At 65.1% G+C, this 25,260-nt stretch carries 29 protein-coding genes, 3 tRNA genes and 1 pseudogene; 16 read left to right on the top strand and 17 right to left on the bottom strand.

Annotated elements, in window-relative coordinates; translation table 11 throughout:
• Positions 1–68: 68 nt before the first annotated feature.
• A complete protein-coding gene (locus BLQ74_RS03460; RefSeq protein WP_090261175.1) occupies positions 69–482 on the top strand; it encodes a PA2816 family glutamine-rich protein in 414 nt (137 codons plus the stop codon).
• 76 nt (positions 483–558) lie between these two features.
• On the top strand, positions 559–969 hold the full coding sequence (locus tag BLQ74_RS03455) for a PA2817 family protein (RefSeq protein ID WP_090260866.1): 411 nt from the start codon (positions 559–561) through the stop codon (positions 967–969).
• 53 nt (positions 970–1,022) lie between these two features.
• Here BLQ74_RS03455 and BLQ74_RS03450 read toward each other — a convergent pair whose 3' ends face one another.
• Positions 1,023–2,063 carry a YidB family protein gene (locus BLQ74_RS03450; protein WP_280139809.1) on the bottom strand — a complete coding sequence of 347 codons (1,041 nt, stop codon included), beginning with the start codon at positions 2,061–2,063 and terminating at the stop codon, positions 1,023–1,025.
• Between the two features lie 242 nt (positions 2,064–2,305).
• On the opposite strand from BLQ74_RS03450, the gene BLQ74_RS03440 reads away from it, so the two are divergent.
• Positions 2,306–3,148, top strand: a complete 843-nt coding sequence (locus BLQ74_RS03440; protein WP_139199022.1) for a DUF3828 domain-containing protein — start codon at positions 2,306–2,308, stop codon at positions 3,146–3,148.
• Between the two features lie 93 nt (positions 3,149–3,241).
• Here BLQ74_RS03440 and BLQ74_RS03435 read toward each other — a convergent pair.
• The 3 genes from BLQ74_RS03435 to BLQ74_RS03425 all read right to left on the bottom strand — a co-directional run bounded on the left by BLQ74_RS03435 (position 3,242) and on the right by BLQ74_RS03425 (position 3,556).
• Positions 3,242–3,317: transfer RNA gene (locus BLQ74_RS03435), tRNA-Gly, on the bottom strand.
• Between the two features lie 85 nt (positions 3,318–3,402).
• Positions 3,403–3,478: transfer RNA gene (locus BLQ74_RS03430), tRNA-Gly, on the bottom strand.
• 2 nt (positions 3,479–3,480) lie between these two features.
• A tRNA-Glu gene (locus tag BLQ74_RS03425) sits at positions 3,481–3,556 on the bottom strand.
• 218 nt (positions 3,557–3,774) lie between these two features.
• Here BLQ74_RS03425 and BLQ74_RS03420 point away from each other — a divergent pair.
• Both BLQ74_RS03420 and BLQ74_RS03415 read left to right on the top strand, forming a co-directional pair.
• Positions 3,775–4,548 (top strand): hypothetical protein, encoded by a 774-nt coding sequence (locus tag BLQ74_RS03420; protein WP_090260858.1) that lies wholly within the window; start codon positions 3,775–3,777, stop codon positions 4,546–4,548.
• Between the two features lie 45 nt (positions 4,549–4,593).
• Positions 4,594–5,262 (top strand): glutathione S-transferase family protein, encoded by a 669-nt coding sequence (locus BLQ74_RS03415; protein ID WP_090260856.1) that lies wholly within the window; start codon positions 4,594–4,596, stop codon positions 5,260–5,262.
• Positions 5,263–5,321: 59 nt separating this feature from the next.
• On the opposite strand, the gene BLQ74_RS03410 is transcribed toward BLQ74_RS03415, so the two are convergent.
• Together BLQ74_RS03410 and BLQ74_RS03405 are read right to left on the bottom strand one after the other, a co-directional pair.
• The gene (locus BLQ74_RS03410; RefSeq protein ID WP_090260854.1) at positions 5,322–5,804 is read right to left on the bottom strand and encodes a GAF domain-containing protein; all 483 of its coding nucleotides are present in this window, start codon (positions 5,802–5,804) and stop codon (positions 5,322–5,324) included.
• Entirely contained in the window at positions 5,801–6,694 is an 894-nt protein-coding gene (locus BLQ74_RS03405; protein ID WP_090260852.1) for an ATP-binding protein, read from the bottom strand. The genes BLQ74_RS03410 and BLQ74_RS03405 overlap by 4 nt, the downstream gene beginning before the upstream one ends.
• Positions 6,695–6,841: 147 nt before the next feature.
• Between BLQ74_RS03405 and BLQ74_RS03400 the strand changes: the two genes are divergently transcribed.
• On the top strand, positions 6,842–9,181 hold the full coding sequence (locus tag BLQ74_RS03400; protein WP_090260850.1) for a hybrid sensor histidine kinase/response regulator: 2,340 nt from the start codon (positions 6,842–6,844) through the stop codon (positions 9,179–9,181).
• Between the two features lie 33 nt (positions 9,182–9,214).
• Here BLQ74_RS03400 and BLQ74_RS03395 read toward each other — a convergent pair whose 3' ends face one another.
• From BLQ74_RS03395 to BLQ74_RS26915, 4 genes are all read right to left on the bottom strand, one after another.
• On the bottom strand, positions 9,215–9,682 hold the full coding sequence (locus BLQ74_RS03395) for a MarR family winged helix-turn-helix transcriptional regulator (protein ID WP_090260847.1): 468 nt from the start codon (positions 9,680–9,682) through the stop codon (positions 9,215–9,217).
• Positions 9,679–10,164: a glutathione peroxidase gene (locus tag BLQ74_RS03390; RefSeq protein WP_090260845.1), complete on the bottom strand. Its 486-nt coding sequence runs from the start codon at positions 10,162–10,164 to the stop codon at positions 9,679–9,681. The genes BLQ74_RS03395 and BLQ74_RS03390 overlap by 4 nt, the downstream gene beginning before the upstream one ends.
• A 105-nt stretch (positions 10,165–10,269) precedes the next feature.
• On the bottom strand, positions 10,270–10,665 hold the full coding sequence (gene msrB / locus BLQ74_RS03385; RefSeq protein WP_090260842.1) for a peptide-methionine (R)-S-oxide reductase MsrB: 396 nt from the start codon (positions 10,663–10,665) through the stop codon (positions 10,270–10,272).
• A 112-nt stretch (positions 10,666–10,777) separates the two neighbouring features.
• Positions 10,778–10,966 (bottom strand): hypothetical protein, encoded by a 189-nt coding sequence (locus BLQ74_RS26915; RefSeq protein WP_139199021.1) that lies wholly within the window; start codon positions 10,964–10,966, stop codon positions 10,778–10,780.
• 17 nt (positions 10,967–10,983) lie between these two features.
• Here BLQ74_RS26915 and BLQ74_RS03380 point away from each other — a divergent pair, with 17 nt between their 5' ends.
• The 3 genes from BLQ74_RS03380 (at position 10,984) to htpX (ending at position 13,708) form a co-directional block, all read left to right on the top strand.
• The gene (locus BLQ74_RS03380; protein WP_090260840.1) at positions 10,984–12,195 is read left to right on the top strand and encodes a pyridoxal phosphate-dependent aminotransferase; all 1,212 of its coding nucleotides are present in this window, start codon (positions 10,984–10,986) and stop codon (positions 12,193–12,195) included.
• 25 nt (positions 12,196–12,220) lie between these two features.
• Positions 12,221–12,667: a hypothetical protein gene (locus tag BLQ74_RS03375; RefSeq protein ID WP_090260838.1), complete on the top strand. Its 447-nt coding sequence runs from the start codon at positions 12,221–12,223 to the stop codon at positions 12,665–12,667.
• A 168-nt stretch (positions 12,668–12,835) separates the two neighbouring features.
• Positions 12,836–13,708 (top strand): protease HtpX, encoded by an 873-nt coding sequence (htpX, locus tag BLQ74_RS03370; RefSeq protein ID WP_090260836.1) that lies wholly within the window; start codon positions 12,836–12,838, stop codon positions 13,706–13,708.
• Between the two features lie 67 nt (positions 13,709–13,775).
• Here the strand turns inward: htpX and BLQ74_RS03365 are convergent, their stop codons facing one another.
• The gene (locus tag BLQ74_RS03365) at positions 13,776–14,429 is read right to left on the bottom strand and encodes a thiopurine S-methyltransferase (RefSeq protein ID WP_090260834.1); all 654 of its coding nucleotides are present in this window, start codon (positions 14,427–14,429) and stop codon (positions 13,776–13,778) included.
• Positions 14,430–14,592: 163 nt separating this feature from the next.
• On the opposite strand from BLQ74_RS03365, the gene BLQ74_RS27390 reads away from it, so the two are divergent.
• Complete coding sequence (locus BLQ74_RS27390) at positions 14,593–14,769, top strand: hypothetical protein (RefSeq protein WP_170842754.1); 177 nt, start codon at positions 14,593–14,595, stop codon at positions 14,767–14,769.
• Between the two features lie 285 nt (positions 14,770–15,054).
• Positions 15,055–15,825: a DODA-type extradiol aromatic ring-opening family dioxygenase gene (locus tag BLQ74_RS03355; protein ID WP_090260830.1), complete on the top strand. Its 771-nt coding sequence runs from the start codon at positions 15,055–15,057 to the stop codon at positions 15,823–15,825.
• Positions 15,826–15,887: 62 nt separating this feature from the next.
• Here BLQ74_RS03355 and BLQ74_RS03350 read toward each other — a convergent pair whose 3' ends face one another.
• A complete protein-coding gene (locus BLQ74_RS03350; RefSeq protein ID WP_090260828.1) occupies positions 15,888–17,585 on the bottom strand; it encodes a DEAD/DEAH box helicase in 1,698 nt (565 codons plus the stop codon).
• A gap of 343 nt (positions 17,586–17,928) precedes the next feature.
• Between BLQ74_RS03350 and BLQ74_RS03345 the strand changes: the two genes are divergently transcribed.
• The gene (locus tag BLQ74_RS03345) at positions 17,929–18,720 is read left to right on the top strand and encodes a crotonase/enoyl-CoA hydratase family protein (RefSeq protein ID WP_244507133.1); all 792 of its coding nucleotides are present in this window, start codon (positions 17,929–17,931) and stop codon (positions 18,718–18,720) included.
• A 57-nt stretch (positions 18,721–18,777) separates the two neighbouring features.
• On the opposite strand, the gene BLQ74_RS03340 is transcribed toward BLQ74_RS03345, so the two are convergent.
• Positions 18,778–19,524, bottom strand: a complete 747-nt coding sequence (locus BLQ74_RS03340) for a spermidine synthase (RefSeq protein WP_090260824.1) — start codon at positions 19,522–19,524, stop codon at positions 18,778–18,780.
• A gap of 252 nt (positions 19,525–19,776) precedes the next feature.
• Between BLQ74_RS03340 and BLQ74_RS03335 the strand changes: the two genes are divergently transcribed.
• The gene (locus tag BLQ74_RS03335; protein WP_090260822.1) at positions 19,777–21,123 is read left to right on the top strand and encodes a class II 3-deoxy-7-phosphoheptulonate synthase; all 1,347 of its coding nucleotides are present in this window, start codon (positions 19,777–19,779) and stop codon (positions 21,121–21,123) included.
• 41 nt (positions 21,124–21,164) lie between these two features.
• Here the strand turns inward: BLQ74_RS03335 and BLQ74_RS03330 are convergent, their stop codons facing one another.
• The 3 genes from BLQ74_RS03330 to BLQ74_RS03320 are packed head-to-tail and all read right to left on the bottom strand — an operon-like array spanning position 21,165 to position 23,170.
• Positions 21,165–22,376: a winged helix-turn-helix domain-containing protein gene (locus tag BLQ74_RS03330; protein WP_090260820.1), complete on the bottom strand. Its 1,212-nt coding sequence runs from the start codon at positions 22,374–22,376 to the stop codon at positions 21,165–21,167.
• A 59-nt stretch (positions 22,377–22,435) separates the two neighbouring features.
• Positions 22,436–22,906 (bottom strand): DUF3291 domain-containing protein, encoded by a 471-nt coding sequence (locus tag BLQ74_RS03325; protein WP_090260818.1) that lies wholly within the window; start codon positions 22,904–22,906, stop codon positions 22,436–22,438.
• 30 nt (positions 22,907–22,936) lie between these two features.
• Entirely contained in the window at positions 22,937–23,170 is a 234-nt protein-coding gene (locus tag BLQ74_RS03320) for a DUF1127 domain-containing protein (protein WP_374439754.1), read from the bottom strand.
• 97 nt (positions 23,171–23,267) lie between these two features.
• On the opposite strand from BLQ74_RS03320, the gene BLQ74_RS03315 reads away from it, so the two are divergent.
• Entirely contained in the window at positions 23,268–24,122 is an 855-nt protein-coding gene (locus BLQ74_RS03315; RefSeq protein WP_090260814.1) for a LysR substrate-binding domain-containing protein, read from the top strand.
• Positions 24,123–24,125: 3 nt separating this feature from the next.
• Here BLQ74_RS03315 and BLQ74_RS03310 read toward each other — a convergent pair.
• Positions 24,126–24,499, bottom strand: a pseudogene (locus BLQ74_RS03310) (TSUP family transporter); the annotation flags it as partial.
• On the opposite strand from BLQ74_RS03310, the gene BLQ74_RS27620 reads away from it, so the two are divergent.
• Positions 24,448–24,606, top strand: coding sequence for a hypothetical protein (locus tag BLQ74_RS27620; protein ID WP_244507146.1), 159 nt, complete (start codon positions 24,448–24,450; stop codon positions 24,604–24,606). The pseudogene BLQ74_RS03310 and the gene BLQ74_RS27620 sit on opposite strands and share 52 nt — an antisense overlap.
• Positions 24,607–24,666: 60 nt before the next feature.
• Positions 24,667–25,119, top strand: coding sequence for a MarR family winged helix-turn-helix transcriptional regulator (locus BLQ74_RS03305; RefSeq protein ID WP_090260812.1), 453 nt, complete (start codon positions 24,667–24,669; stop codon positions 25,117–25,119).
• Positions 25,120–25,260: the final 141 nt, after the last annotated feature.

The raw sequence follows: 25,260 nt of genomic DNA, 5'->3' as shown, positions 1-25,260 counted from the left end.
TCCCGCGCATGCCGTCGACCGATATCCGGCGCACACTGGAAGAATCCTGTGAATCGGAGAGCGCCGCCATGCGTATCGCCCCCCTGCTTCTCGCCGGTCTGCTGCTCGGCAGCCCTGCCCTGCGCGCCGACCCCTGGCTGTATCCGAGCCGCCCGCAGCCGGCGCCGGACCTGACCATCGACCCACAGCAGCGGCAGATCGACAGCCTCGAACGCCAGGCCGAGCAGCGCCGCCTGCAACAGCAGGACCAGCACTACCAATACGAAGACCAGCGCCTGCAGATGAAACAGCAGCAACTCAAGAACCAGCAGCAGAACCTCGATCGCCAGCGCCAGCAGCAGCGCCTGCAGGACCAGACACTGCAGCAGCAGCGCAACGACCTGCAGCAGTTCCGCCTGCAACAGCAGCAGCAACAGCTCGATCAGCAGCGGCAGATCAACGACAACCGGCGCCGGCAGTTGCAGTCGCAGCCCATCCGTTGAACGGCAAACCCCGGCAGCCACGGCGAAACCCGATATACTCCGCCGCCGTTTCAGCCGTATCCGCAGAGGACCCCACATGGCCATCTCCTACCTCGACCACCACATCGCCCTGCTCAAGCACCTGCGCATGATCCTTGGCGCCCTGGGCGAAGCCGAGCAGGTCCCGGAGGAAAACCACGGCCTGTTCCTCGAACGCTTCGACGAACTGCTCGATGAGCTACCGCGCGACCCGGTCGGCGCGCAGTACCTGGGTCAGGACCTGATCAGCCAGACGTTCCACCGCTACCCGCAGATCGCCCACCTGGTGCCGCGCGACCTGCTGTGGTTCTTCGGTGGCGACTGCCTGCACTTCATGCCCGACGAGGAAATCGAGCTGTACCAGCAGCTCGACGAGCGCCGGCACAGCGCCGAGGAAAATGGCGAGCCGTTCGACTGGACCACCGAAAAGCAGCTCCTGGCGCTGCCGGACGACACGCCCAAGCACTGATCCAGGGCACCGCGGCCTGCCGCTGCGGCGCGCCACGGCGTGGCAGTCAGCGCTCAGCGCGCCACCAACCCTCCGCCACTGAGCGGCGCTACCTTGAGTTCAGCGAAGGCCGCCTGCGCGCGGCTCCACAAGTCGAGGAACTCGAATCGGCCGAAGGTTCCGCGCAACCGCTGCGCCAGCTCGATGCGCTGCTGGTCCGACAGGGTGCTGGCGTCGACGCGGATACGCTCGCCGTTGAAGCCGAGCTTCAGGCCGTCGAACTTCAATTGCGGCAACACCAGCACCAGACGATCCAGCCACAACGCCGGAGCGGTATTGCGCTTGACCATGACATCGCCGCGCAGATTCTCCGCACCGAAGCTGTCCTTCAAGGCGCCCACCAGCTTGGCCCGCTCATCGATGCTGAGCAACTGTCCGCTGATATAGGTTCGCTGGCCACGGTTCTCCAGGGTGAAACGCGGTGGCTCCTCGACCACCGCCGACTGGCTCGGCGAGTCGGCCAGCGGCGGCGTGACGCCTGGGTGCTGGCATTGCTTGAGCAGCAGGGTGGCGGACAACAGTCCCAATCCCAGCACCAGCAAGCCCCGCCAACGGCCGATGCAGGTGAACGCTTCGCCCCATCGGCCTACGCGAATCGACGTCCGGCCAGCGGCGTCCCCCCGTTTCCATTCGGCGAGATAACTGGACGCATCGGCCATCGGCGAGGGCAACGCCTGGGGCGCTGTCGGCCCGCCCCGCTCCCCCGCCGCGCCGAGGGCGGCGAAGAGCGTCGGCAAGGACACGCCGATCGCCATGCGCACCGGCCCATGGGCCAGCCCGACCGACTCGCCGATGCTGTCGAGCAACTGACGATCGAACACCTGCTCCACCTGCGCGGCGGCGAGCGCGGGGGCCTCGCCGGCAGCGAGCCAGTTGCGCGCCACCGCCGAGAGACCGCGCGCCTGCAGCAGTTGCATGAAACCGGCAAGTCCGCCGCGTCCGCCACCAAAGATCAGGCCACTCAATATACCGAGCAGCCTTATTGTCTTTTCATCATTGAGCGCACACTTTCCGGAAACTTCAGCGACAATTTTCCCGATGAATTCGTTATGCATGATTCCACTATCCAGAATATGGATGGCGTGTTCACGAACCGATAATGACGAGCTGAAATAACACTTACTCGCCGCGAACCAGAGCGATCCGAAAGCCTTCGACCAAGCTGCAAACCTTGCATGACGGGGCTTTCGATACGAACACGCGCAGAAGGCGATATCTGAGCAAATCAGCCACCGCGCGCAAATAGGGACAATCCGAAATCAATATCGAATAATCTTGCAGCCTTTATAAAGAGGCAATGAAAGGGCACTTTCGCAAGACACTCCCGAATACTCAGCCCGGAAGAAAACCCGGCATATTCAGAAATAACCCATTCATTATTTCCCTCTCTCTGAACAGGTCGCGACGCGGCTGCGTCAATTCGCTCGCTGCGAACACCCCGAAGCGTCTCACCGGCCTTTGGGCCGTGTCTGATTCCCGCTCACTTCGGCTCTTGCCACCCTGCACGCCGCCTTTCGAGCAGATGAGAATCAACATGCCACGCCAGAAGCCCCCTCCTTCCAGCCGACCATCGACAGGCGAGCGCCCCGGGTTGCCGCGCAATCCAGCGCCGCGCCGACTCAAGGCGCTGCTGTTGCTCTGTCTGCTCGGCTCCAGCGCACTGCCGGCGCCTGTGCCCGCGGCCGAGCCAAGCAACGACATCGAACGCTTCGTGCGGGCGCTCTATCTGAACTATCAAGCCAAGGGCAAGCCGGTGCGCCTGAACGATCCCCGCGCCGACACCCTGATCACCGCGGATTTGCGCGCGGTGATCGAAGGCAACGCCAAGGCGCTCAACGGGGCCGCCGGGCTGCTGGACACCGATCCGCTGTGCGCCTGCCGGCAGCATGACTTGAGCGTCGAGCAGCTCAGCATCAGCATGAACGGCGAGAAGCGCGCCTCCGTCAGCGTCACCTTCATCAACCAGGGGTGGCGCCGCACGACACGCCTGAGCCTGGCGAAAACCCGTGCCGGCTGGCGCATCGACGATGTGGCGCAACCGAATATGCCAAGCCTGCGGCGTGCCCTGGAAAAGGAAAGTCGGAGCGCCATCGCCCAGCGTTCCGCCTGCGCGAGGCAAAACCGCCGATCGGAGCCATGAGGTCAGGAAGAAAAACGCGCAAACGAAAAAGGGTGCCCTAAGGCACCCTTTTTCTTGATCGTCACACTTGCTCGCAAGCGTATCGATCCGGATTGGAGCGGGAAACGAGACTCGAACTCGCGACCCCGACCTTGGCAAGGTCGTGCTCTACCAACTGAGCTATTCCCGCATCAACTTGTTGCACCCTCAGGCTCATGGCCTGAGGTTAACGCCATTACCGCATTCGCTTACCGCCGTGGCGATAATCGAGAATTTGGAGCGGGAAACGAGACTCGAACTCGCGACCCCGACCTTGGCAAGGTCGTGCTCTACCAACTGAGCTATTCCCGCAATGGCGTCCCCTAGGGGACTCGAACCCCTGTTACCGCCGTGAAAGGGCGGTGTCCTAGGCCACTAGACGAAGGGGACGCGGCCCGGAACTTACAACAGCTTTTCCGGCTTCTTCGCTTTGCCGTTTGGCTTTCGCGTCGAAGTGGCGCGCATTCTATGGAGCCTTTCGAAAGGCGTCAACCCTCATGGAAAAAATTTTTTAAATCAAAGACTTCTGGCCAATTTTTGATCCGCGGCTATGAGCACTGACAGCAAGTCATTACACTCCGGAAAAAACCTTCCGGGAGCTCTCAAAGGTGTCGCCACTCGTCATAACCGCCGTGGTCGTCGTCGGCATCGCCATCCTGATCGCCATTGTCTTCATCAACCAGCAGATGGAAGGTCGCAAACTGGAGAAAGCCCGGCAGCGGGCCGACTTGCTGGATCGCATCCGGCGCTGCTCGGAAATCGCCGAGACGCTGCCCGGCCAGTTCATGTCTCCGGAACTGAAACTGCTGCTCAGCCGCTTCGAACTCAACCTGAGCGAACGCTTGCTGAACCTCAACAAGCAAGAGCCGCAGATCGCCGAGCGCGCGGCGGAGCTGCGCCGACTGGTAGGCCAGGGCGATGCCATACAGGTACGCAACGCCGCGCAGATCATCCTCACCGAAGCCAAGGCCAAGGACGTGCGCTTCCTCTTCGAAGCGCTGCACACCCAGATCGGCCGTTTCGCCCAGGAAGGCCAGTTGCCACGCAATGACGCACAACGCTGGCTGAAAGAAATCCGCCACATGCTCACGCAACTGCACATCGAGTTCTTCAACAACCTCGGCCAACAGGCCTTGCAGCAGGGCCAGCCACGGCAGGCCCGGCTGGCCTTCGAGCGCGGCGTGCAATATCTGCAGAAGCAGGCCGACCTCGGGCGCTACCAGGCACAACTGCAACAGATGGAACAGCAATTGAGCCGTGCCAATGACCTGGTGCTGGAGAACAGCAAGCCAGCCGTCGAAGAAAACAGCGAGTTGACCGATGGCCTCAAGGCGCTGGAGCAGGACGACATCTGGAAAAAGAAGAACCTCTACGACGACTGACCGCCAGGCTGCCCTGGCGGCCAGCGTCACCCAAGGAGCATCAGCATGAGTTTGATCGTCTACGGCGCGCCACTCTCGCCCTTCGTCCGCAAAGTCCGGCTGTTCCTCGCGGAAAAAGGCGTGCCTTATCAGTTGGAGAACATCAACCCCTTCGATCAACCGGAGTGGTACGCCGACCTCAATCCGCTACGGCGCATCCCGGCGCTGCGTGACGGCGACGTCAGCCTGGCCGATTCCAGTGTCATCTGCCACTACCTGGAGGATCGCGATCCCGACCTGGCGCCGCTGTGCGGCGAAAGCGCCGTGGCCCGCGCGCGCATCAACTGGCTGGAGAAGTACGCCGACTACGAGGTCGCCCCGCTGGCCACCTTCACCGTGTTCCGCAACCGCCTGCTCAGGCCAATGCTGGGCAAGCCCTGCGACGAAGCGGCGGTACAGGACGCGCTGCTGGAGAAACTGCCACAGCATTTCGATTACCTGGAAGGCTGCCTGGGCGAGCACGAGTTCTTCGTCGACAACCGTTTCAGCCTGGCCGACATCGCCATCGCCAGCCAGTTGGTGAATATGCAGCACGGCGGCGAGAACCTCGATGCGCAGCGCTGGCCCAGGCTGGCCGCGCACTTCCAGCGAGTGCTGCAGCGCCCTGCCCTGCAGGAAGTCCTCAACGGCGAACGCGCCATGGTCGGCAAGATCCGCGCGCGCCTCTCGGCCTGACGACGACACGCCGGCATGAAAAAGCCCCGCCTTGGCGGGGCTTTTTCATGCCGCGGATCTCAGCAGTCGGTCAGGCGCAGGAAAATGCTCGCCAGACGCTCGATGCCGCGCTGATCCTCGATGCTGAAGCGGCCGATGCTCGGGCTGTCCAGGTCGAGCACGCCGATCAGCCGGCCATCCTTGACCAAGGGCACTACCAACTCGCTGTTGGACGCACTGTCGCAGGCGATGTGTCCGGGGAAGGCATGCACGTCTTCGACGCGCTGGGTTTCCCGCGTGCGCGCGGCGGCGCCGCAGACGCCCTTGCTGAAGGGAATGCGCACACAGGCGACCTTGCCCTGGAACGGCCCGAGCAGCAGTTCCTCATTGCGGTTCAGGTAGAAGCCGGCCCAGTTCAGGTCGCCCAGCTCATGGAAGAGAAAAGCGGAGAACTGCGCGGCATTGGCGATGAAGTCGCGCTCATCGGCGAACAGCGATTCCACCTGGGCCGCCAGCAGTTCGTAACCGGCCAGGCCGGCGCCGCTGTGTGGCAGATCGATCATGGGGTTTCTCCTTCGAGCAGTTGGCGGCCCACCCAGTAGCGCGCGAATTGATAGGCACAACGGCCGTTGCGGTTGCCGCGGCCCAGGGCCCAGCGGATGGCTTCCTTCTCCAGCGCCTCGTCCCAGTGGAACGCCAGCCCGGACTTGGCCGCCAGGACATCGACCCAATGCCGCACCACGCTGAGGAAGTGCTCCTGGGTGAAGGGATAGAAGGACAGCCAGAGACCGAAGCGGTCGGACAGGGCGATCTTGTCTTCCACCGCTTCGTTGGGATGCAGCTCGCCATCGACCATCTGCCAGTTCTCGTTGTCGCTCTGCTTCTCCGAGACCAGGTGGCGGCGGTTCGACGTGGCATACAGCAGGACATTGTCCGGAGCCTGCTCCAGGGAGCCGTCGAGCACGCTCTTGAGGACCCGGTAATCGCCCTCGCCGGCGTCGAAGGACAGGTCATCGCAGAACAGCACGAAGCGTTGCGGCTGCCCCTGCAGGTGCTCGACCACCCGCGGCAGGTCGGCCAGGTGGTCGCGCTCGATCTCGATCAGGCGCAGGCCGTCGCCGGCCAGTTCGGCGAGCAACGCGCGCACCAGCGAGGATTTGCCGGTGCCCCGGGCACCCCACAACAACGCATGGTTGGCCGGCTGGCCAGCGACGAACTGGCGGGTGTTGCGCGCCAGCTGGTCGCGTTGCTTGTCGACGCCCAGCAGGTCATCCAGGCGCAGCTCCAGACTGACCTCGAGCGGCTGCAGGTAGCCACTGCGGCCGTCACGGTGCCAACGGGCGGCCAGGCAGGCCTGCCAATCGATGGGCGCGCGCAGCGCCGGCAACAGCGGCTCCAGCCGCGCCAGCACGCTCTCCGCGCGGGCCAGGAAATCATTCAGTCGGGAATCCACGACAGTCTCCGTTGGAATTATTCAGCGAAATGTCGACAGCCTCTCGGCCGCCACGCCATCGGCAGCGCCGGAGCACTGCCGACAGGCGGCGGGGTTGGGCTATGCTAGGCGCCAGGAAAGCACTTTCGAGGCGAAGTACCGCACCTCATGGATATTGCGCTCACCCATCGCCTCTCGTTCAAGCAGGCCAGCCTCACGGTGCTGGTGGCATTCATCCTCGGCACCTTGCTCAGCCTGATCCAGGTGGGCGTCGATTATGCCAGCCAGGACGCCTCCATCAACCGCGAAGTGCGCGCGCTGCTGGATGTCAGCCACAACCCGGCGGCGCGCATCGCCTACAACATCGATGCCGAACTGGCCCAGGAACTGGTGGTCGGCCTGCTGCGCTCGCCGGCGGTGATTCGCGCCGAGATCATCGATAGCGCCAACGTGACCCTGGCCGGAGCCAGCCGCCCCGCCGCCGACAGCAGCCTGCGCGGGCTCAGCGACTTCCTCTTCGGCCATATGCGCGTCTACGAGGAACCGCTGTACATCGAGCACCAGCCCAGCGAGTCCCTCGGCGTACTGCGCCTGGACATCGACACCTTCGTGTTCGGCAACGACTTCCTGCGCCGCGCCGGAATGACCCTGATCTCCGGCTTCATCCGCAGCCTGTTGTTGTCGCTGATTCTCCTGGTGCTCTTCTATGGCCTGCTGACCAAGCCGCTGGTGAGCCTGATCGATGTGCTCAGCCGCCACGACCCGCGCTCGCCGACGCGCCTGCGCCTGCCCTGCCCGCCCGGTCACGAACGCGATGAGATCGGCGTGCTGGTGGAAGTGACCAACCGCCAACTGAGCCATATCTCGGTGGAAATGGAGCAACGCCGCGAAGCCGAGGATCGCCTCACCCAGTACCTCGCCGAACTGGAAAACATAGTGGCGGCGCGCACCGCCGAGCTGAAGGCGGCCAACGCCCGCCTGACCCTGTCGAACCAGGAACTGGACAGCGCCCGCCAGACCGCGCTGAACATGGCCCAGGCCCGCGCCACCTTCCTCGCCAACATGAGCCACGAAATACGCACCCCGCTCAATGGCCTGCTCGGCATGCTCGGCCTGGCCCTCGACGGTCCGCTCAACCCCGAGCAACGCCAGCAACTGTCCATCGCCCATGACTCCGGCAAGGTACTGGTGGAGCTGCTCAACGACGTGCTCGACCTGTCCAAGTTCGAGTCCGGCCAACTGCAGCTGGAGACGATTCCCTTCGACCTCGCCACCCTGGTCGAGGACACCGCCAACCTGCTCTCGCAGAACGCCGCGCCGGCGGTGGAGCTGACCTGCCTGATCAGCCCGCAGCTTCCCGCGCAGCTGGCCGGCGATCCGACGCGGGTGCGCCAGATCGTCAGCAACCTGCTGTCCAACGCACTCAAGTTCACCCGCCTGGGACGGGTCGATGTGCGCGTCGAGGCGCAGGCCGACGGCGTGTGCATCAGCGTCCGCGACACCGGCATCGGCATCGCCGAAGACGCCTTGCAGCGCATCTTCCAGCCCTTCACCCAGGCCGATGCCGGGATTACCCGCCAGTTCGGCGGCACCGGCCTGGGCCTGGCCTTGACGCGCAAGCTCTGCGAAGCCATGAACGGCAAGTTGACGGTCAGCTCGAAGCCCGGCCTGGGCAGCGAATTCAGCGCCCTGTTGCCGCTGCCGTCGCTGGCGCCGGCGGCCCCGGTGGAGCCCCTGCGCGGCCGGGTCATCGCACAATGTCCGGCCAGCAGCGGACTCGCCGAATTGCTGCAATCCTGGCTGCCGCACTGGGGGCTGGACTACCGGCGGCTGGATATCGACGCCAGCCTCGCCGGCGTCGAACTGGACAGCCTGATCTCGGACTGCCCGGACTGCCTCGTCGGCCTGCGCCGACACCTGCCGGATATCCCGGTATTGCTGGTCACTGCCTACGGCAGCTTCCTCGAAGCCGACATGGCCAAGCGCCTCGCTCCGCTGCGCCAACTGGCCCGCCCGCTGGGTCGCGCCACCCTGCACCAGGCGCTGCGCCAGGCCCTTACGCGACAAGCCAACCCGGCGCCGGGGGCCGCGCACAGCGAACAGCCGGAGCACTACTCGACGCGGGTGCTGCTGGTGGAGGACAACCCGGTCAACCAACTGGTCGCCAAAGGCCTGTTGCAGAAGCTCGGTTGCCAGGTGCGCAGCGTAGCCAACGGCGAAGAAGCCCTGGCGGCGCTGCAACAAGAGGCATTCGAGCTGGTGCTGATGGACTGCAACATGCCGCTGATGGACGGCTACGAGGCCACCCGGCGCATCCGCGAGAACCCGCGCTGGGCAGGTCTGCCGATCATCGCCCTGACCGCCAACGCCCTGCCCGAAGAGCGCGAACGCTGCCGTCTGGCCGGCATGGACGACTACCTGGCCAAACCCTTCCATCGGGATGAAATGGCCGCCGTGCTGGAGCGCTGGAGCCAAGCCAACGGGAACGGGAACGGGAACGGCGCATAAGGCGCCCGAGGCCGCGCCGCCGGAGAACGCCGCTCAGCCCTCGAGCGCCAACAACTGCCCGAGCAGGTCGTCCAGACGAGTGCGCAGCTCGCCCATGGCATTCAGGTCGAGCCCGCTGCGACAGAGCAGCTCTTCGCGCAACGGCAGCACCTGGTCGCGCAGGGCCAGCCCCGCGGCACTCAAGGTCAGGTGCACCTCGCGCTCATCGCGCTGGGCGCGCTGGCGCTGTACCAGCCCCAGTTGCTCCAGGCGCTTGAGCAGTGGCGTCAAGGTCCCGGAATCGAGCAGCAGGCGCTCCCCCAGGGCCTTCACCGACGGCTGCTCCGGCGGCCTGGCCTGCCACTCCCAGAGCACCAGCATGACCAGGTACTGCGGGTAGGTCAGGCCGAGCGCCTCGAGCATCGGCCGATAACCGCGGATGATCGCCCGCGACGCGGCATACAGGCGGAAGCACAGCTGATTGTCCAGCAGCAGCGCCTGTTCCAGATCCTGCGCACTCATTTGAGCAGCGCTTCGATCTCGCTCGCCAGGTCCTCCGGCTTGGTCAGCGGAGCGAAGCGCTTGACTACCTTGCCATCCTTGCCAATGAGGAACTTGGTGAAGTTCCACTTGATGCCCTGGCTGCCGAGCACACCCGGCGCGCGCTTCTTCAGTTGCACATACAGCGGGTGGGCGTCGGCACCGTTGACCTCGATCTTCTTGAACAGCGGGAAGCTGACGCCGAAGTTCAGCTCACAGAACTGCGAGATCTCGCCCTCGTTGCCCGGCTCCTGCTTGCCGAACTGGTTGCAGGGGAAGCCGAGCACCACCAGGCCCTTGTCCTTGTACTGCTGCCACAGCGCTTCCAGCCCCTTGTACTGCGGGGTGAAACCACACTTGCTGGCGGTGTTCACCACCAGCAGGGCCTTACCGCCGAAATCGGCGAGGGTCTTCTGCTCGCCCTTGATGGTCGTGCAGGGAATCTTCAGCAGTGCGTCGCTCATGACAAATGCTCCAGTGGGAAAGATGAGCACTAAAAATAGCGAGCAATTGAATTGCACACAATTTATATCTCGCAAAAAAGGCCCGCTAACCTAGCGGGCCCTGCTTCAGTCGCGCGGCACCAGCTTCAGCGCCGCCGAATTGATGCAGTAACGCAGCCCCGTCGGTCGCGGGCCATCCGGGAAAACGTGCCCCAGGTGCGCCTCGCAGTTGGCGCAGCGCACCTCGATGCGCCGCATGCCGTGGCTGAGATCCTCGTACTCGGCGATCGCCTGGTCCGACACCGGCTGGAAATAGCTCGGCCAGCCACTGCCGGAGTCGTACTTGGCGTCCGAATCGAAGAGCGCCGTGCCGCAGCAAACGCAGTGATAGAGACCCGGCGTCTTGGTCGCGTAGTACTCGCCGGTGAAGGCATGTTCGGTGGCACCCAGGCGGCAGATGTGGAACTGCTCGTCGGTCAGCTCTTCGCGCCAGGTTTCAAGGGGCTTCTCAATCTTGTCCATGCTGTACCTCGCAAACGGAAAAAAGCCCGGCCAGTCCCTTTTCCGGGGATCGGGCCGCACGTATGATGCGTGTCGTTAACGGCGGATTCAGAATCTGCCGCGCAAGGAGCCTTTAGCGATAAAAATGCCTTTTAATGGGCATTTTTTCGTTCATATCTCCGTTTTCCAGGCGTTTTTTCAGTTCCACCGCCAGGAAGCGCGACTTTCCGTACCCCGTCAATTGACGCCAGTCTGTCACCCGCGTTACAGCCTGCCAAGCCGAGCGCCCGCCGCCACGGCCGCTGAACGCGGGTTCGTCCACTTCGGGAACCCCATACCATGCAGGTCAGCAAATCGAACAAGCTCGCCAACGTCTGCTACGACATCCGCGGGCCCGTGCTCAAGCACGCCAAACGCCTGGAAGAGGAAGGCCATCGCATCCTCAAGCTGAACATCGGCAACCCGGCGCCGTTCGGTTTCGAAGCCCCGGACGAAATCCTCCAGGACGTCATCCGCAACCTGCCCACCGCACAAGGCTACAGCGACTCCAAAGGCCTGTTCAGCGCCCGCAAGGCGGTCATGCAGTACTACCAGCAAAAGCAGGTGGAAGGTGTCGGCATCGAGGACATCTACCTGGGCAACGGTGTCTCCGAACTGATCGTCATGGCCCTGCAGGCACTGCTCAACAACGGTGACGAGGTGCTCATCCCGGCGCCCGACTACCCGCTGTGGACCGCCTCGGTGTCGCTGGCCGGCGGCAAGCCGGTGCACTACCTGTGCGACGAGCAGGCCGGCTGGTTCCCCGACATCGCCGACATGAAGGCGAAGATCACCAGCAACACCAAGGCCCTTGTGCTGATCAACCCGAACAACCCCACCGGCGCGGTGTATTCGAAGGAAGTCCTGCTGGATATCGTCGAGCTGGCCCGCCAGCACAACCTGGTGGTGTTCTCCGACGAGATCTACGACAAGATCCTCTACGACGAAGCCCAGCACATCTCCACTGCCTCGCTGGCCCCGGACGTGCTCTGCCTGACCTTCAACGGTCTGTCCAAGTCCTACCGCGTGGCCGGCTTCCGCTCCGGCTGGATCGCCATTTCCGGGCCCAAGCACAAGGCCCAGAGCTACATCGAGGGCCTGGATATCCTGGCCAACATGCGCCTGTGCGCCAACGTCCCCAGCCAGCACGCGATCCAGACCGCACTCGGCGGCTACCAGAGCATCAACGACCTGGTCCTGCCCGGCGGCCGCCTGCTGGAGCAGCGCAACCGCGCCTGGGAACTGCTCAACGACATCCCCGGGGTCAGTTGCGTCAAGCCGATGGGCGCGCTCTACGCCTTCCCGCGCATCGACCCGAAGGTCTGCCCGATCCACAACGACGAAAAGTTCGTCCTCGACCTGCTGCTCTCCGAGAAACTGTTGATCGTTCAGGGCACCGCCTTCAACTGGCCCTGGCCGGACCACTTCCGCGTGGTCACCCTGCCCCGCGTCGACGACCTGGAGCAGGCCATCGGCCGCATCGGCAACTTCCTCAAGACCTATCGCCAGTAACGGCGGCCCGGTGGCGGAGACATTCATGGACCTGCAGATCGACGACTTCTACAAGGACGCCGCCGCCGGGTTGCTCATGCTCTACCAGGCGTTCCCGCGCAAGATCGCCCTCTACATCGAGGACCTGATCGGCCGCGAGGAACCCGACGAATTCGGTTTGCCCAGTGCGCGCCACCAGGCCTGCCTGGGTGCGCTGCTGTGGCTGGCCGAGGAAGGCTACCTGCGCTACGACAGCAGCATCCGTTACGAGGCGCTGGACCAGGCGGTGCTCAGCGAGAAAGGCTTCCTGCGCCTGAGCCGCGGCGTTCCCCACGCCCTGCACGACGATCCGGCGCTACCACCCAGCGTTCGCCGCCAGCAGGCCAGCCTCGCCCACCAACTGCGCGCGGCCCTCGCCGAACGACATGGCGAGCGCGTCGCCCGCCTGACCCGTCTACTCTTCGAAAGCGGGCCGGGGCGCCAAGAGACTTAGCGCCAAGAGACATAGTTTGAAATAGTCGCCGAGTTGAATCGACTGGGGGTCGACCGTATATACCCCGCATACTTTGTCATCGTCCCCGGGCAATCCTGTCCGACGAATTCGGAAGCCGCCGCCCAGCGCGGACTTCCCACTCTCAGCCGTGAGGAGAAGCTTTACGCCATGATGCGCATCCTGTTGTTCCTGGCCACCAACCTGGCAGTTCTGGTGATCGCCAGCATCACCCTGAAACTTCTCGGGGTAGACCGCTTCACCGGCCAGAACTACGGCAGCCTGCTGGTCTTCTGCGCCGTCTTCGGCTTCGCCGGCTCGCTGGTTTCGCTGTTCATCTCCAAGTGGATGGCGAAGATGAGCACCGGCACCGAGATCATCAACCAACCCCGTACCCGCCACGAGCAATGGCTGCTGCAGACCGTCGAGGAACTGTCCCGCGAAGCCGGCATCCGCATGCCCGAGGTCGGTATCTTCCCGGCCTACGAGGCCAACGCCTTCGCCACCGGCTGGAACAAGAACGACGCCCTCGTCGCCGTCAGCCAGGGCCTGCTCGAACGCTTCTCGCCGGACGAGGTGAAAGCGGTGCTGGCCCACGAGATCGGCCACGTGGCCAATGGCGACATGGTCACCCTGGCGCTGATCCAGGGCGTGGTGAACACCTTCGTGATGTTCTTCGCGCGCATCTTCGGCAACTTCGTCGACAAGGTGCTGCTGAAGAACGAAGAGGGTCCGGGCATCGGCTATTACATCGCGACCATTTTCGCTGAACTGGTCCTGGGCATCCTCGCCAGCATCATCGTCATGTGGTTCTCGCGCCGCCGCGAGTTCCGCGCCGACGCCGCCGGCGCTCACCTGGCCGGGAGCAACGCCATGATCGCTGCGCTGCAACGCCTGCGCGCCGAATCCGGGGTGCCGGTGCAGATGCCCGACAGCCTGACCGCGTTCGGCATCAACGGCGGCCTCAAGCACGGCCTCGCAGGCCTGCTGATGAGCCACCCGCCGCTGGAAGAGCGCATCGAAGCCCTGCGCAACGCACGCTGAACACAGCACCCGGAACGGCAAAAGGGCGACCCTCGGGTCGCCCTTTTTGCATGCCATCGATGCGCCGCTAGCCGCGGCGCAGGCGATAGACCACCTCTTCGAGCCGGCTTACGCCGCGATCGAGGAACTTCCAGTTCACCCCCAGAACATCGGTCCGCTCGACCTCCTCCACCTGCCAGCCAGCGAAGCGCTCGCGCACCTCCTCCGACAGCACCGCGAAGGGCGGACCATCCATCTGCTCCTGGGGATACTCCATCGTGATCAACAGCCCGAGCAGGTGCGGCGGCAGGATGGCCGACAGATGCCGCGCGTAATCCTGGCGCATGGCCGGCGGCAGAGCGATCAGCGCCGCGCGGTCATAGAGCGCCTGGCAGTCGCCGACATCGGCAGCGCCAAGGGCGAAGAAGTCGCCCTGCAGAATCTCCACATTGGCATGCCGGTAACGGCGCAAGGCACCCTGCTGCTCCACCTCGGGCTCACACCCCAGCCCGGCGAAGAAGTCCTGCACCGCGCGCTCGGCCAACTCCACACCCAGCACCCGATAGCCCTGCTGCGCCAGCCAGAGCAGATCCAGCGACTTGCCGCACAAGGGCACCAGCACGCGCGCGCCCTGCGGCAGTTGCAGCGACGGCCAGTGGCGGCTCAAGTACGGATTGACGTCGGCGAGGTGGAAACCGATTTCATTGCGCGACCAGCGCGCTTGCCAGAAGTCTTCATGCATGGCGATTGATCCCTGTGGCAGGCGGGCGAAGGGCCCGCATGGAGGCGGGTCTGTCCCGCCGGCAAGCCACATGATCGCCCATGCCCGGCCCCCTGGGCTAGCGACCGCGCAACAGCGCGGAGCATGCCCATGCCAACCAGCGCAACCAGGAGCGGCGCGGCGCATGCTCGCCCACAGCGCAGATGCCCAGACCGACCTGCCGACCCTTGATGTGGCGCACGAACAACAGGGTGCCATCGGCCAACTGAAGGCGATCCCCCACCCGGAGACTGACTACCTGCTGAATATCCCGCATCGATGCAATCCTCGAAATCGTGACGCCACAAAGGGAATACGGTGAGCAGACATAAACACACGCCAGCCGGGCGCACAGAGATCTGTTCCACAGCGTGAGCGCATCGCCCCTCCGACGGCGAGGCCAGGTGGAAAGAGGCCGCGGCACGCTCAGGCCCGGCAACGAGGGAAATCGGCCTCGGCCAGAAAACCGCCGCCCCCCCCTGAAGCCGGAGAGCGCCTCCCCAGGCGTGAAAGGCATCGATGAAGCAGATCGTCATGGTCGAAAACCCATACTGGATTTCGATTGATTCCAGCGTGAACATAGCGTCATCCAACGAGAGAGGCAGCCATGCTCCCTACCCTGTTCATTTCCCACGGCTCCCCCATGCTGGCCCTTGAACCGGGCGCCAGCGAAGCTCCCCTCAAGCGCCTGGCCGCCGAACTGCCGCGCCCCAAGGCAATCCTGGTGGTGTCCGCGCACTGGGAAACCCCAGACCTGCGGGTGACCAGCAGCCCTCGCCCGGACACCTGGCACGACTTTTACGGCTTCCCCCCCGAACTCTACGCCGTGCAATACCCGGCCCCCGGCTCCCCCGAACTGGCGCAGCGCGTGGTGGAGCTGCTGGCCGCCGACCAGTTGCCGGCCAGCCTCGACGCCGAACGGCCGCTCGACCACGGCGCCTGGGTGCCGTTGAGCCTGATGTACCCGGCGGCGGACATTCCGGTGGTGCAGCTTTCGCTACCGAGCCGTCTCGGCCCGGCCATGCAGGAGCGCGTCGGCAAGGCACTGCGTCAGTTGCGCGTCGAAGGCTATCTACTGATCGGCTCCGGCAGCATCACCCACAACCTGGGCGAGCTGGACTGGCACGCCGGCCCCGAGGTGATCGCGCCCTGGGCCAAGGCCTTCCGCGACTGGATGGTGGAAAAACTCGTCGCCAATGACGACCAGGCCTTGCTCGACTACCGCCGGCAGGCACCGTCGGCGGTGCGCAACCACCCCCGCGATGAGCATCTGCTGCCGCTGTACTTCGCCCATGGCGCCGGAGGTCCGCAACTGAACATCGAGCACAGCGGCTTCACCCTGGGCGCGCTGGGCATGGATATCTACCGCTTCGGCTGAGAACCCCAGCCCCAAGAAAAAGCCCCGCATCGGCGGGGCTTTTTCATTCACGCGAGAAGCGCTCAGTCTTCGCGGTAACGGCGCAGGCGCAGGGCCTTGCCGGCGACGCGGGTGTCCTTGAGCTTGGTCAGCAGGCGCTCCAGCCCGTCTTCCGGCAGCTCGATGAGGCTGAAGGTTTCGCGGATCTGGATACGGCCGATGGCCTCGCGGGACAGACCACCCTCGTTGAGGATGGCGCCGAGCAGGTTCTTCGCCGCCACGCCATCGCGTGCGCCCAGGGCGGTGCGGCAACGCGCCTTGCCCTCGGCCGGCGCGGCCATCGGACGGCGTTCGCCGGAACGCTCCGGACGCTCGCTACGTTCACCACGCTCGGGGCGCTCGCCACGCTCGAAGCGTTCACTGCGCTCACGCGGCGCAGCCGGCGTCAGCGGCTGTTCACGGCGCACCGACTCCAGGTCCAGCGCCTTGCCTTCGGTCAGCTTGGCCAGCAGCGCGGCGGCCAGGGTTTCCATATCGGTACCCAGGCGGCGGCACAGCTCGTCACGCACCACGCCACGGCTGGCAACGGCGGTTTCCAGCAGCGGCTGCAGGCTGTTGGCCAGGCGGCTCAGGCGGGCTTCGAGGACGGTCTCGGCATCCGGCAGGCGGACTTCACCGACCTTCTGCCCGGTAACACGCTCGATCACTTGCAGCATGCGCCGCTCGCGCGGGGTCACCAGCAGCAGGGCGCGACCTTCACGGCCGGCACGACCGGTACGGCCGATACGGTGCACGTAGGACTCGGGGTCGTACGGCATGTCGATGTTCAGCACGTGGGTGATACGCGCCACGTCGAGGCCGCGAGCGGCGACGTCGGTGGCGATGACGATATCCAGCGAGCCGTCCTTCAGCGATTCGATCACGCGTTCACGCTGGGCCTGGGGAATGTCACCGTTCAGCGCGGCGGCACGGTAGCCCTGGCGCTCGAGCAGCTCGGCGATGTCCAGGGTGGCCTGCTTGGTGCGCACGAAGCCGATCAGCGCATCGAATTGCTCGACTTCCAGCAGACGCAGGATCGAGGCAGCCTTCTGGTCGGCATGGACCATCAGGTGAACCTGCTCGATACGCGCCACGGTCTGGGTCTTGGCGGCGATGCGGACGTGCTTCGGCTCCTTCAGGTGACGTTCGGCGATGCTGCGGATGGAGGCCGGCAGGGTCGCGGAGAAGAGCACGGTCTGACGGCTTGCCGGCATGGCCTCGAAGATCACTTCGAGGTCGTCCATGAAGCCCAGCTTGAGCATCTCGTCGGCTTCGTCGAGAACCAGGCGCTCGACCGTGGTCAGCAGCTTCTCGTCGCGGCGCAAGTGATCGCACAGGCGGCCGGGGGTGGCTACCAGCACCTGGGCGCCCTGGCGCAGGGCCTTGAGCTGCGGGCCCATGGGCGCGCCGCCATAAACGGCGACCACACCGACACCCGGCAGTTGCTTGGAATAGGTTTCACAGGCGGTGGCCACCTGCAGGGCCAGCTCGCGAGTCGGCACCAGGATCAGTACCTGGGGCTCACGGCGGGCGGGGTCGATCCTCGACAGCAGCGGCAGCGCGAAGGCCGCGGTCTTGCCGGTACCGGTCTGCGCCTGGCCGATCATGTCGTGGCCTTCGAGGATCACCGGGATCGACTGGGCCTGGATCGGCGACGGCTCTTCGTAACCAACGGCGGCGATGGCTGCGAGAATATTGGGATGAATACCGAGCGCGGCGAAGCCGGCGGTTTCCTGGGTCATGGGTTTTGCCTCTTGATACATCCGCAAAGACCCAATAGCCAAGCTGCGCATGCCCTGTACGACAGTGAAGTCACCCAGGCAGCTGGAAGCGGGGATTTGCGAAATATGCTGTTGGAAGAATACGTCAAGGAAAAGTCCGCTGATGCGGACGCACAGCCAGAGCACACAGCTCCGAAAAATGCGGGTCCCGAACGGGGCCGTGAAAGGCCGGCGCGCATCATACCGGAAAATCCCCCTGCATGTGCGTCTTTTCCGATGCGGGTCGGCGAACGGTCGAAACTTGCACAGCCACCCGTCGCTTAGCTATACCGTGCAGGCCCCCGCCGACCCTGGAGCCATCCGCGTGAACCCGATCAGCGAAAACCGCATCACCCGTGAACGCCGCGGCCACCTGTTGCTGCTCGGCCTGAACCGCGCCGCCAAGCGCAATGCCTTCGACGAGCCGATGCTCGACGAACTGGTCCTCGCGCTCGGTGACTACGAGCGCGACCCGCAACTGCGCTGCGCCCTGATCTTCGCCCATGGCGAGCACTTCACCGCCGGCCTGGATCTGGCCAATGTCAGCGAGCGCTTCCGCAACGGCTGGCAGTTGCCGAGCGGCGCCATCGATCCCTGGGGCACCTTCGGCGGTCCGCGCCTGAGCAAACCGCTCATGGTCGCGGCCCAGGGCTACTGCTACACCATCGGCATCGAATTGATGCTCGCCGCCGACATCAGCCTGTGCGCCAGTAATGCGCGTTTCGCCCAGATGGAGGTGCGCAGAGGCATCCTGCCCTTCGCCGGGGCAACCCTGCGCCTGCCACAGGTGGCCGGTTGGGGTAACGCCATGCGCTGGCTGCTCACTGGCGACGAATTCGATGCGCACGAGGCCTGTCGCCTCGGCCTGGTTCAGGAAGTCTGGGCGCCGGAAGAACTGCTGCCCGCCGCCATCGCGCTCGCCGAGCGTATCGCCAGTCGCGCGCCACTGGCGGTCAAGGCCACGCTCGCCTCCGCCCGCCAGGCCTTCGACGAGGGCCAGGAGGCGGCTGCCCGTGCCCTGCCTGCCCAGGCCCAGGCATTACTGGCCAGTGCAGATGCCAGGGAAGGTTTGAACGCGATGCTGGAAAAACGCGAGGGCAACTTCAGCGGCAACTGACCGAGCGGGCCGCCGCGTCAGGCATGAGGGCCGGCAGTCGTGGCCCAGGGCCATGACTCACTGCGCCGGGCGCAAGGCCTCGATATAACCACGCAGCTTGTAACCCAACTGCGCTTCCAGGGTGCTCGCACGCTTCTTCAAAGCGCGCAGGTTCAACTCCTGGTCGAGGCTGGCGGGCACGAACATGATCACGTTGCCCTCCGGCACCGGGCACTCCCAGTAATGGTGGTGATAGCGCCCGCGCAGCAGCGCCGCCCCCAATGGCTTGCCATCGTCGGTGCTCCACTGGTTGATCACCAGCCAGCCACCGGGACGCAGGCGCTCGCGACAGGCGCCGAGGAAGCCCCAGGCCAGATGCGCCGGCGCCGGGCCAGTGTCGGTGTAGAGATCGAGGAAGATCAGGTCGGCCGGCTCGCACTCGGCCAGCGCCTCCACCGCATCGCCGATGCGCAGCGTCATCCGCGGGTCGTCGCGCAACCACAGGTGCTCACGGGCCAGGCGCGGAATGGATGGCCGCAATTCGATGGCCTCCACTTCATCCAGCGCCAGGTACTTCAGGCAGGCCTGGGTCAGCGTGCCCGCACCGAAGCCGAGGAACAGCGCTCGGCGCGGCTTGGCGTGGCACAGCGCGCCGAGCAGCATGGCCCGCGAATAGTCATATTCCAGCCAGTCCGGCTCGGCGACGCGCACGCAACTCTGCTCCACCTCGTCACCGAACTCCAGGTAGCGGAAGCCACCCTGCTCGACCACGCGGATCACCCCGAACTCATCGATCTCCTCGGCGATCAGGCGTGTTTCGCTCATGACCGCGCGCCCTCCGCGGAGGAAAAATGGGCAAGCGCAACGGTATCGATCCGGCGCCGAGAGCGACTGAATGACATTACTGGGGACACGCGATGATCCTTGGTCGACGAAGGCGGCCGGCAACGGCCGCCGGTTTGGGCGAGGCGCAAGAATACCAGTCCCGAGGCCGCCACCGATGTTCCGCGTCAAACCGTCCGCCACGGAAGCGGTGATACCATGCCCCATCGCCCGCCACCGCCGCACGAGCCACCGATGAGCCAAGTCTGGAGTCCCGATAGCTGGAGAAATTGCCCGATCCAGCAGCAACCCACTTACCCCGACGCCACGCGCCTGCATGAGGTCGAGCGGAGCCTGGCGAGCTTCCCGCCGCTGGTCTTCGCCGGCGAGGCGCGCGAGCTGCGCCGGCAGTTCGCCGAAGTCACCGGCGGTCGCGCCTTCCTCCTGCAGGGCGGCGACTGCGCCGAGAGCTTCGCCGAGTTCTCCGCGGCGAAGATTCGCGACACCTTCAAGGTGCTGCTGCAGATGGCGGTGGTGATGACCTTCGCCGCCGGCTGCCCGGTGGTGAAGGTCGGACGCATGGCCGGGCAGTTCGCCAAACCGCGCTCGTCCGGCGAGGAAACCCTCAACGGCGTGACCCTGCCGGCCTATCGCGGCGACATCGTCAACGGCATCGGTTTCGACGAAAAGAGCCGAGTGCCGGACCCGGAGCGGCTGCTGCAGGCCTACCACCAGTCCACCGCCTCGCTGAACCTGCTGCGCGCCTTCGCCCAGGGCGGTTTCGCCGACCTCCACGAAGTGCACCAGTGGAACCTCGATTTCATCGCCAACTCGGCGCTGGCGGAGAAATACAGCCAACTCGCCGGACGCATCGACGAGACCCTGGCATTCATGCGCGCCTGCGGCCTGGACAGCGCCCCGCAACTGCGCGAGGTGAGTTTCTTCACCGCCCACGAGGCGTTGTTGCTGAACTACGAGGAAGCCTTCATCCGCCGCGACAGCCTCACCGGCGGCTGGTACGACTGTTCGGCGCACATGCTCTGGATCGGTGATCGCACCCGGCAACTGGATGGCGCCCATGTGGAGATGTTGCGCGGCGTGGGCAACCCCATCGGGGTCAAGGTCGGGCCGAGCATGGGCGACGAAGAACTGATCCGCCTGATCGACGTCCTCAACCCGGACAACGATCCGGGCCGGCTCAACCTGATCGTGCGCATGGGCGCGGACAAGGTCGGCGACGGCCTGCCGCGGCTGCTGCGCACCGTGCAACGCGAGGGGCGCCAGGTGCTATGGAGTTGCGACCCCATGCATGGCAACACCATCAAGGCCTCCAGCGGCTACAAGACCCGCGACTTCGCGCGCATCCTCACCGAGGTTAGGCAGTTCTTCGAGGTGCACAAGGCCGAGGGCAGCTATGCCGGCGGCATCCACATCGAGATGACCGGGCAGAACGTCACCGAATGCATCGGCGGCGCGCGACCGATCACCGAAGCCGGGCTCAGCGATCGCTACCACACCCATTGCGACCCGCGGCTGAATGCGGACCAATCGCTGGAACTGGCCTTCCTGATCGCCGAGACCTTGAAGCAAGTGCGTCGCTGACGCGCCGCAGGCGGCGGATAAAGCGTTCCGCTTAATCCGCCCTACCCCAGCAGGGCCTTCAGGCGCATCCCCGTGGGCTTGCGGCAGCCCACCTGCACCGTCTCCAGTCCCAACCAGGCGGCCATCTCGCGCAAGCGTTCAGCCAGCGTCGCCAGCCCCGCCTCGCCCAGCGCCTGCTCCTCGTGCACGGCATGCACCGCCAGGCGCCCCGCCGCGCGCTCGGCACGCAGGTCGACTCGCGCGGCCAGGCGCTCGTCGAACAGGAAGGGCAAAACGTAGTAGCCGTATACCCGCTTGTGCTGCGGCGTATAGATCTCCAGGCGATAGCGGAAGTCGAACAGCCGCTCGGTACGCGCCCGCTCCCAGACCAGCGAATCGAAAGGCGACAGCAATGCGCTGGCGCGCACCCGGCGCGGGATCTTCGTGTCGGGCGGCAGATAGGCCGGCTGCGCCCAGCCCTGCACCCTGACTGCCTGCAACGCTCCATCCTCCAGCAACTCGGCCAGGCGCGCCTTGCTATCCGCCGGATCGAGGCGGAAGTAATCGCGCAGGTCCTTTTCCGTCGCCACCCCGAGGGCACTCGCGGCATGGCGCAGCAGGCCACGCTGCGCCTCGGCCTCGTCGACCTCCGGGTGTTCCAGGCATGCCGCCGGCAGCACCCGCTCAGGCAGGTCGTAGAGACGCTCGAAACCGCGTCGCCCGGCCACCGTCACCTCCCCCGCGGCGAACAGCCATTCCAGGGCGTGCTTCTCAGCGCTCCAGTCCCACCAGGGACCGGCACGCTCGCTGCGCGTGCTCAGGCTGCCGGCCCCCAGCGCGCCTTGCTCGCGCACGGCCTGCAAGACGCGCTGGATGACCGCCCGCTGTTCGACGCCAAAACGCGCCAGCTGCGAGTAGATGCCCTGCCCCGCTGCCGCCCGGCGCATGCGCCAGCGCAGCAGGGGGTACAGCGCCAGCGGCAACAGCGAGGCTTCGTGGCCCCAGTACTCGAACAGCCGCCGATGACGGCCGGCACTCCAGGCCGCCTCATCGAGCAGGCCCTGGGAGTAACCGCCCAGCCGCGAGAACAACGGCAGATAGTGCGAACGCACCAGCGCGTTGACCGAATCGATCTGCAGCACGCCGAGTTGCTCAATCAATTGCTGCAGGTGTTTGCGCTGCACCTGCGCGCGCGGCCGACGATTGGCGAAGCCCTGGGCCGCCAGGACCAGGCGCCGGGCCTCCTTAAGGGACAGTGAATCGACAGCGGACATGCGCACACTCCCTGAGCGGATCGTGGCTCGATCCTACGCCAAAGCCCGACTCCCTGGCATCAGACCGGCAGTGCCTTGGCCGTCGGCATTGGCTGCGGCCGGGCGAAGCTGAAAGCCTGCGCCGTCGGCCCGTGTTCAGCCAGGCTGCGCAAGGCGCGCAGCGCATCGGCGACATCCGGCAGTTGCCCGGCAGGCAACCACCAGAGCGCCAAGGTCGGCCCCGGCAGCTTCTCCATCCAGTCCTTGCGCTGCTTCAGCACCGTCAGGTGCTCGCCGGAATAGACGTAGTCCTGCAGCGTCTGCAGGGACTCCCAGAGCGACAGGTTGAGGATGATCAACGGATCGTCGAAGGCCTGAATCGCGGTGGCGTCGCCGGCCTCGGTCTGCAGGCGCCAGACGAAGCCCGGGCTGGCTTCGGCCAGGGCATTGATGTGATCCAGTTGTTCGACGAATCCGCGCATCAGCGGGTGGTCCATGGGAGCCCTGGCCCGGGCGATGTTGACCTGGGCCAGGTGGTAGAGCTGAGTCATGGCATTTCCTTTGCTGTTTTCATGAAGGGATCAACGCCGCAGGTGATCGACCCAGAACGGCTTCTCGACCTCCTCGTAGATATCCGCTCGGCTCAAGCCTATGTCCTTGAGCGCCGCATCGCTGAGGCCGGCCAGTGCCCGCCGCTGCCGCGCCAGCTCACGCCAGCGGCTCACCCGCGCCAGCACCCGCCGCCATCCGCTCAGAATAGGCAACTGAGGCGCCGACTTGAACGATATCGCTAGAAAACCCAATTGCGCTTTCATCATGCATCCCTCCGTGTGGGCTTGGCAGCAGTTTCCCGCCGGGCATAAGATCAATCCAACGAATCATTCTTATGCCTTGCATCTCGGAGTTTGATGAATGAGCAGCTTCCCGAGCATCGACAGCGAACTGTTGCGCACCTTCGTCGCCATCGCCGACCACGGCGGATTCACCCGCGCGGCCGAAGTGGTGAATCGCACCCAATCGGCGGTGAGCATGCAGATGAAGCGCCTGGAGGACGACGTGCTGGAGCGCAGGCTGTTTGAGCGCGATGGCCGCCAGGTGCGCCTGACCCCTGAAGGCCAGGTGCTGCTCGGCTATGCGCGACGCATCCTCAGGCTGCAAGGCGAAGTGTTCAACACCCTGCGCCAACCGCACATGGTCGGCGCGGTGCGCATCGGTACACCGGACGACTACGTGATGCGCTTCCTGCCGGATATCCTCTCGCGGTTCGCCCAGGCCTATCCGTTGGTGCAGGTCGAGGTCCATTGCGAACCCTCGGCGCAACTGCTCGCACGCAACGATCTCGATCTCTCCATCGTTACCCGCGAACCGGGCACCGAGATCGGCCAGTTGCTGCGCCAGGAGTCCTTCGCCTGGATGGCCGCGGAGAGCTTTTCGCCACAGGAACAGCGCCCCCTGCCCCTGGCGATGTTCAACAGCACCTGCTTCTGCCGCGCCTGGGCCTGCAACGCGCTCGAAGCCATGAACATCGACTACCGCATCGCCTACAGCAGCCCCAGCCTCTCGGCTCTGTTTGCCGTGGCCAGCGCGGGCCTGGCGGTGACCGCCCAGCTGCGTAGCCTGCAAACCGGCAACCTGCGCATCATCGGCGAGGAGGAAGGACTGCCGACGCTGCCCCTGGCCAGCATCGTGCTGCTGCGCAACCCGAGGCAGCAGTCGCCGGTGACGGAAAAGCTCGCCGAATACATAGTCGAAGGCTTCAACCACTGAGCCTCAGTGGCACAGCAGGAGCAGCGCGCAGAGCACCAGGAATAGGCACAACGCCACGCTCGGGCAGTGCATAGGCCAGCTTCACGCCCCAGGAAACGCTCAGCAGTCCGCCAGCCGCCAGGCAGACACCCATGCGCCGCCACCTGGCTGCGGCCGAACAGCGAGGTCAGCGCCGGCGTCGCCAATACCCCGCCACCGACGCCGAACAGTCCACCGAGGGAGCCGGCGCCCAGCCCCAGGACGGTGAACCAGGGCAGGTCTCTTGGCGGCGGCGTGTCGCGCGCCAACGTCTCGCCACGCAGTCGTAGCAAGAGATAGCCGGCCAATGCCAGGAGAAACACCACGAAAGCGCTACGCAGGTGCCCGGCGTCGAGGCGCCAACAGCCGCAGCCAGCGCCTGCTGGCGTTCCTTGGCGAGCGCTTCGGCTTCCCGCCGCCGTGGGACCGGGCACTGGCCGAGCATTTCCAGTGGCAGACGGAGTGACTGGTCAAGAAATAGCCATCACGCTAAATTAATGCGCAATTACCTATCCAGAGGCCAGCCATGAGCAAGCCACCAGCCCCCTGCGAACCGCTGAAGCTCGACAACCAGCTGTGTTTCGCCCTGTACTCCACCTCGTTGCAGATGACCAAGGTCTACAAGCCGCTGCTGCAAGCGCTGGGCCTGACCTATCCGCAATACATCGCCATGCTGGTGCTCTGGGAGGAAGACGGCATCACCGTCGGCGAGATCAGCTCGCGCATGCTCACCGACCCAGGCTCCCTCACCCCGCTGCTCAAGCGCCTGGAGGGCGAAGGCCTGATCACCCGCACACGCAGCGCCGCCGACGAACGCGTGGTGGAACTGCGCCTGACCGACAAGGGCCGCGCCCTGCGCGAACGCGCGCAGAGCATCCCGTCCTGCATCCTCGCCACCAGCGGCCTCTCGCTGGCGCAACTGGGCAAACTCAAGGACGAGCTGGTAACGCTCCGCGGTCATCTGCAAGGCGCGGAATAAGGCCTTATTCCACCTCTCGGATTCGCTTATTGCGAATTCTTCCAAATATTACCTTGCGCGCAAGATAACCTGAGACTAAATTCTGCCTCGCACACTTACTTAGCGCGCAATATTTTAACGAACAAATCACATCGGGAGACA

The sequence above is a fragment of the Pseudomonas panipatensis genome (assembly GCF_900099785.1).
GTDB classification, from domain to species: Bacteria; Pseudomonadota; Gammaproteobacteria; order Pseudomonadales; family Pseudomonadaceae; genus Pseudomonas; species Pseudomonas panipatensis.
Note: the sequence above shows the minus strand (reverse complement) of the source record. Positions and strands in the feature narration are given on the sequence as shown.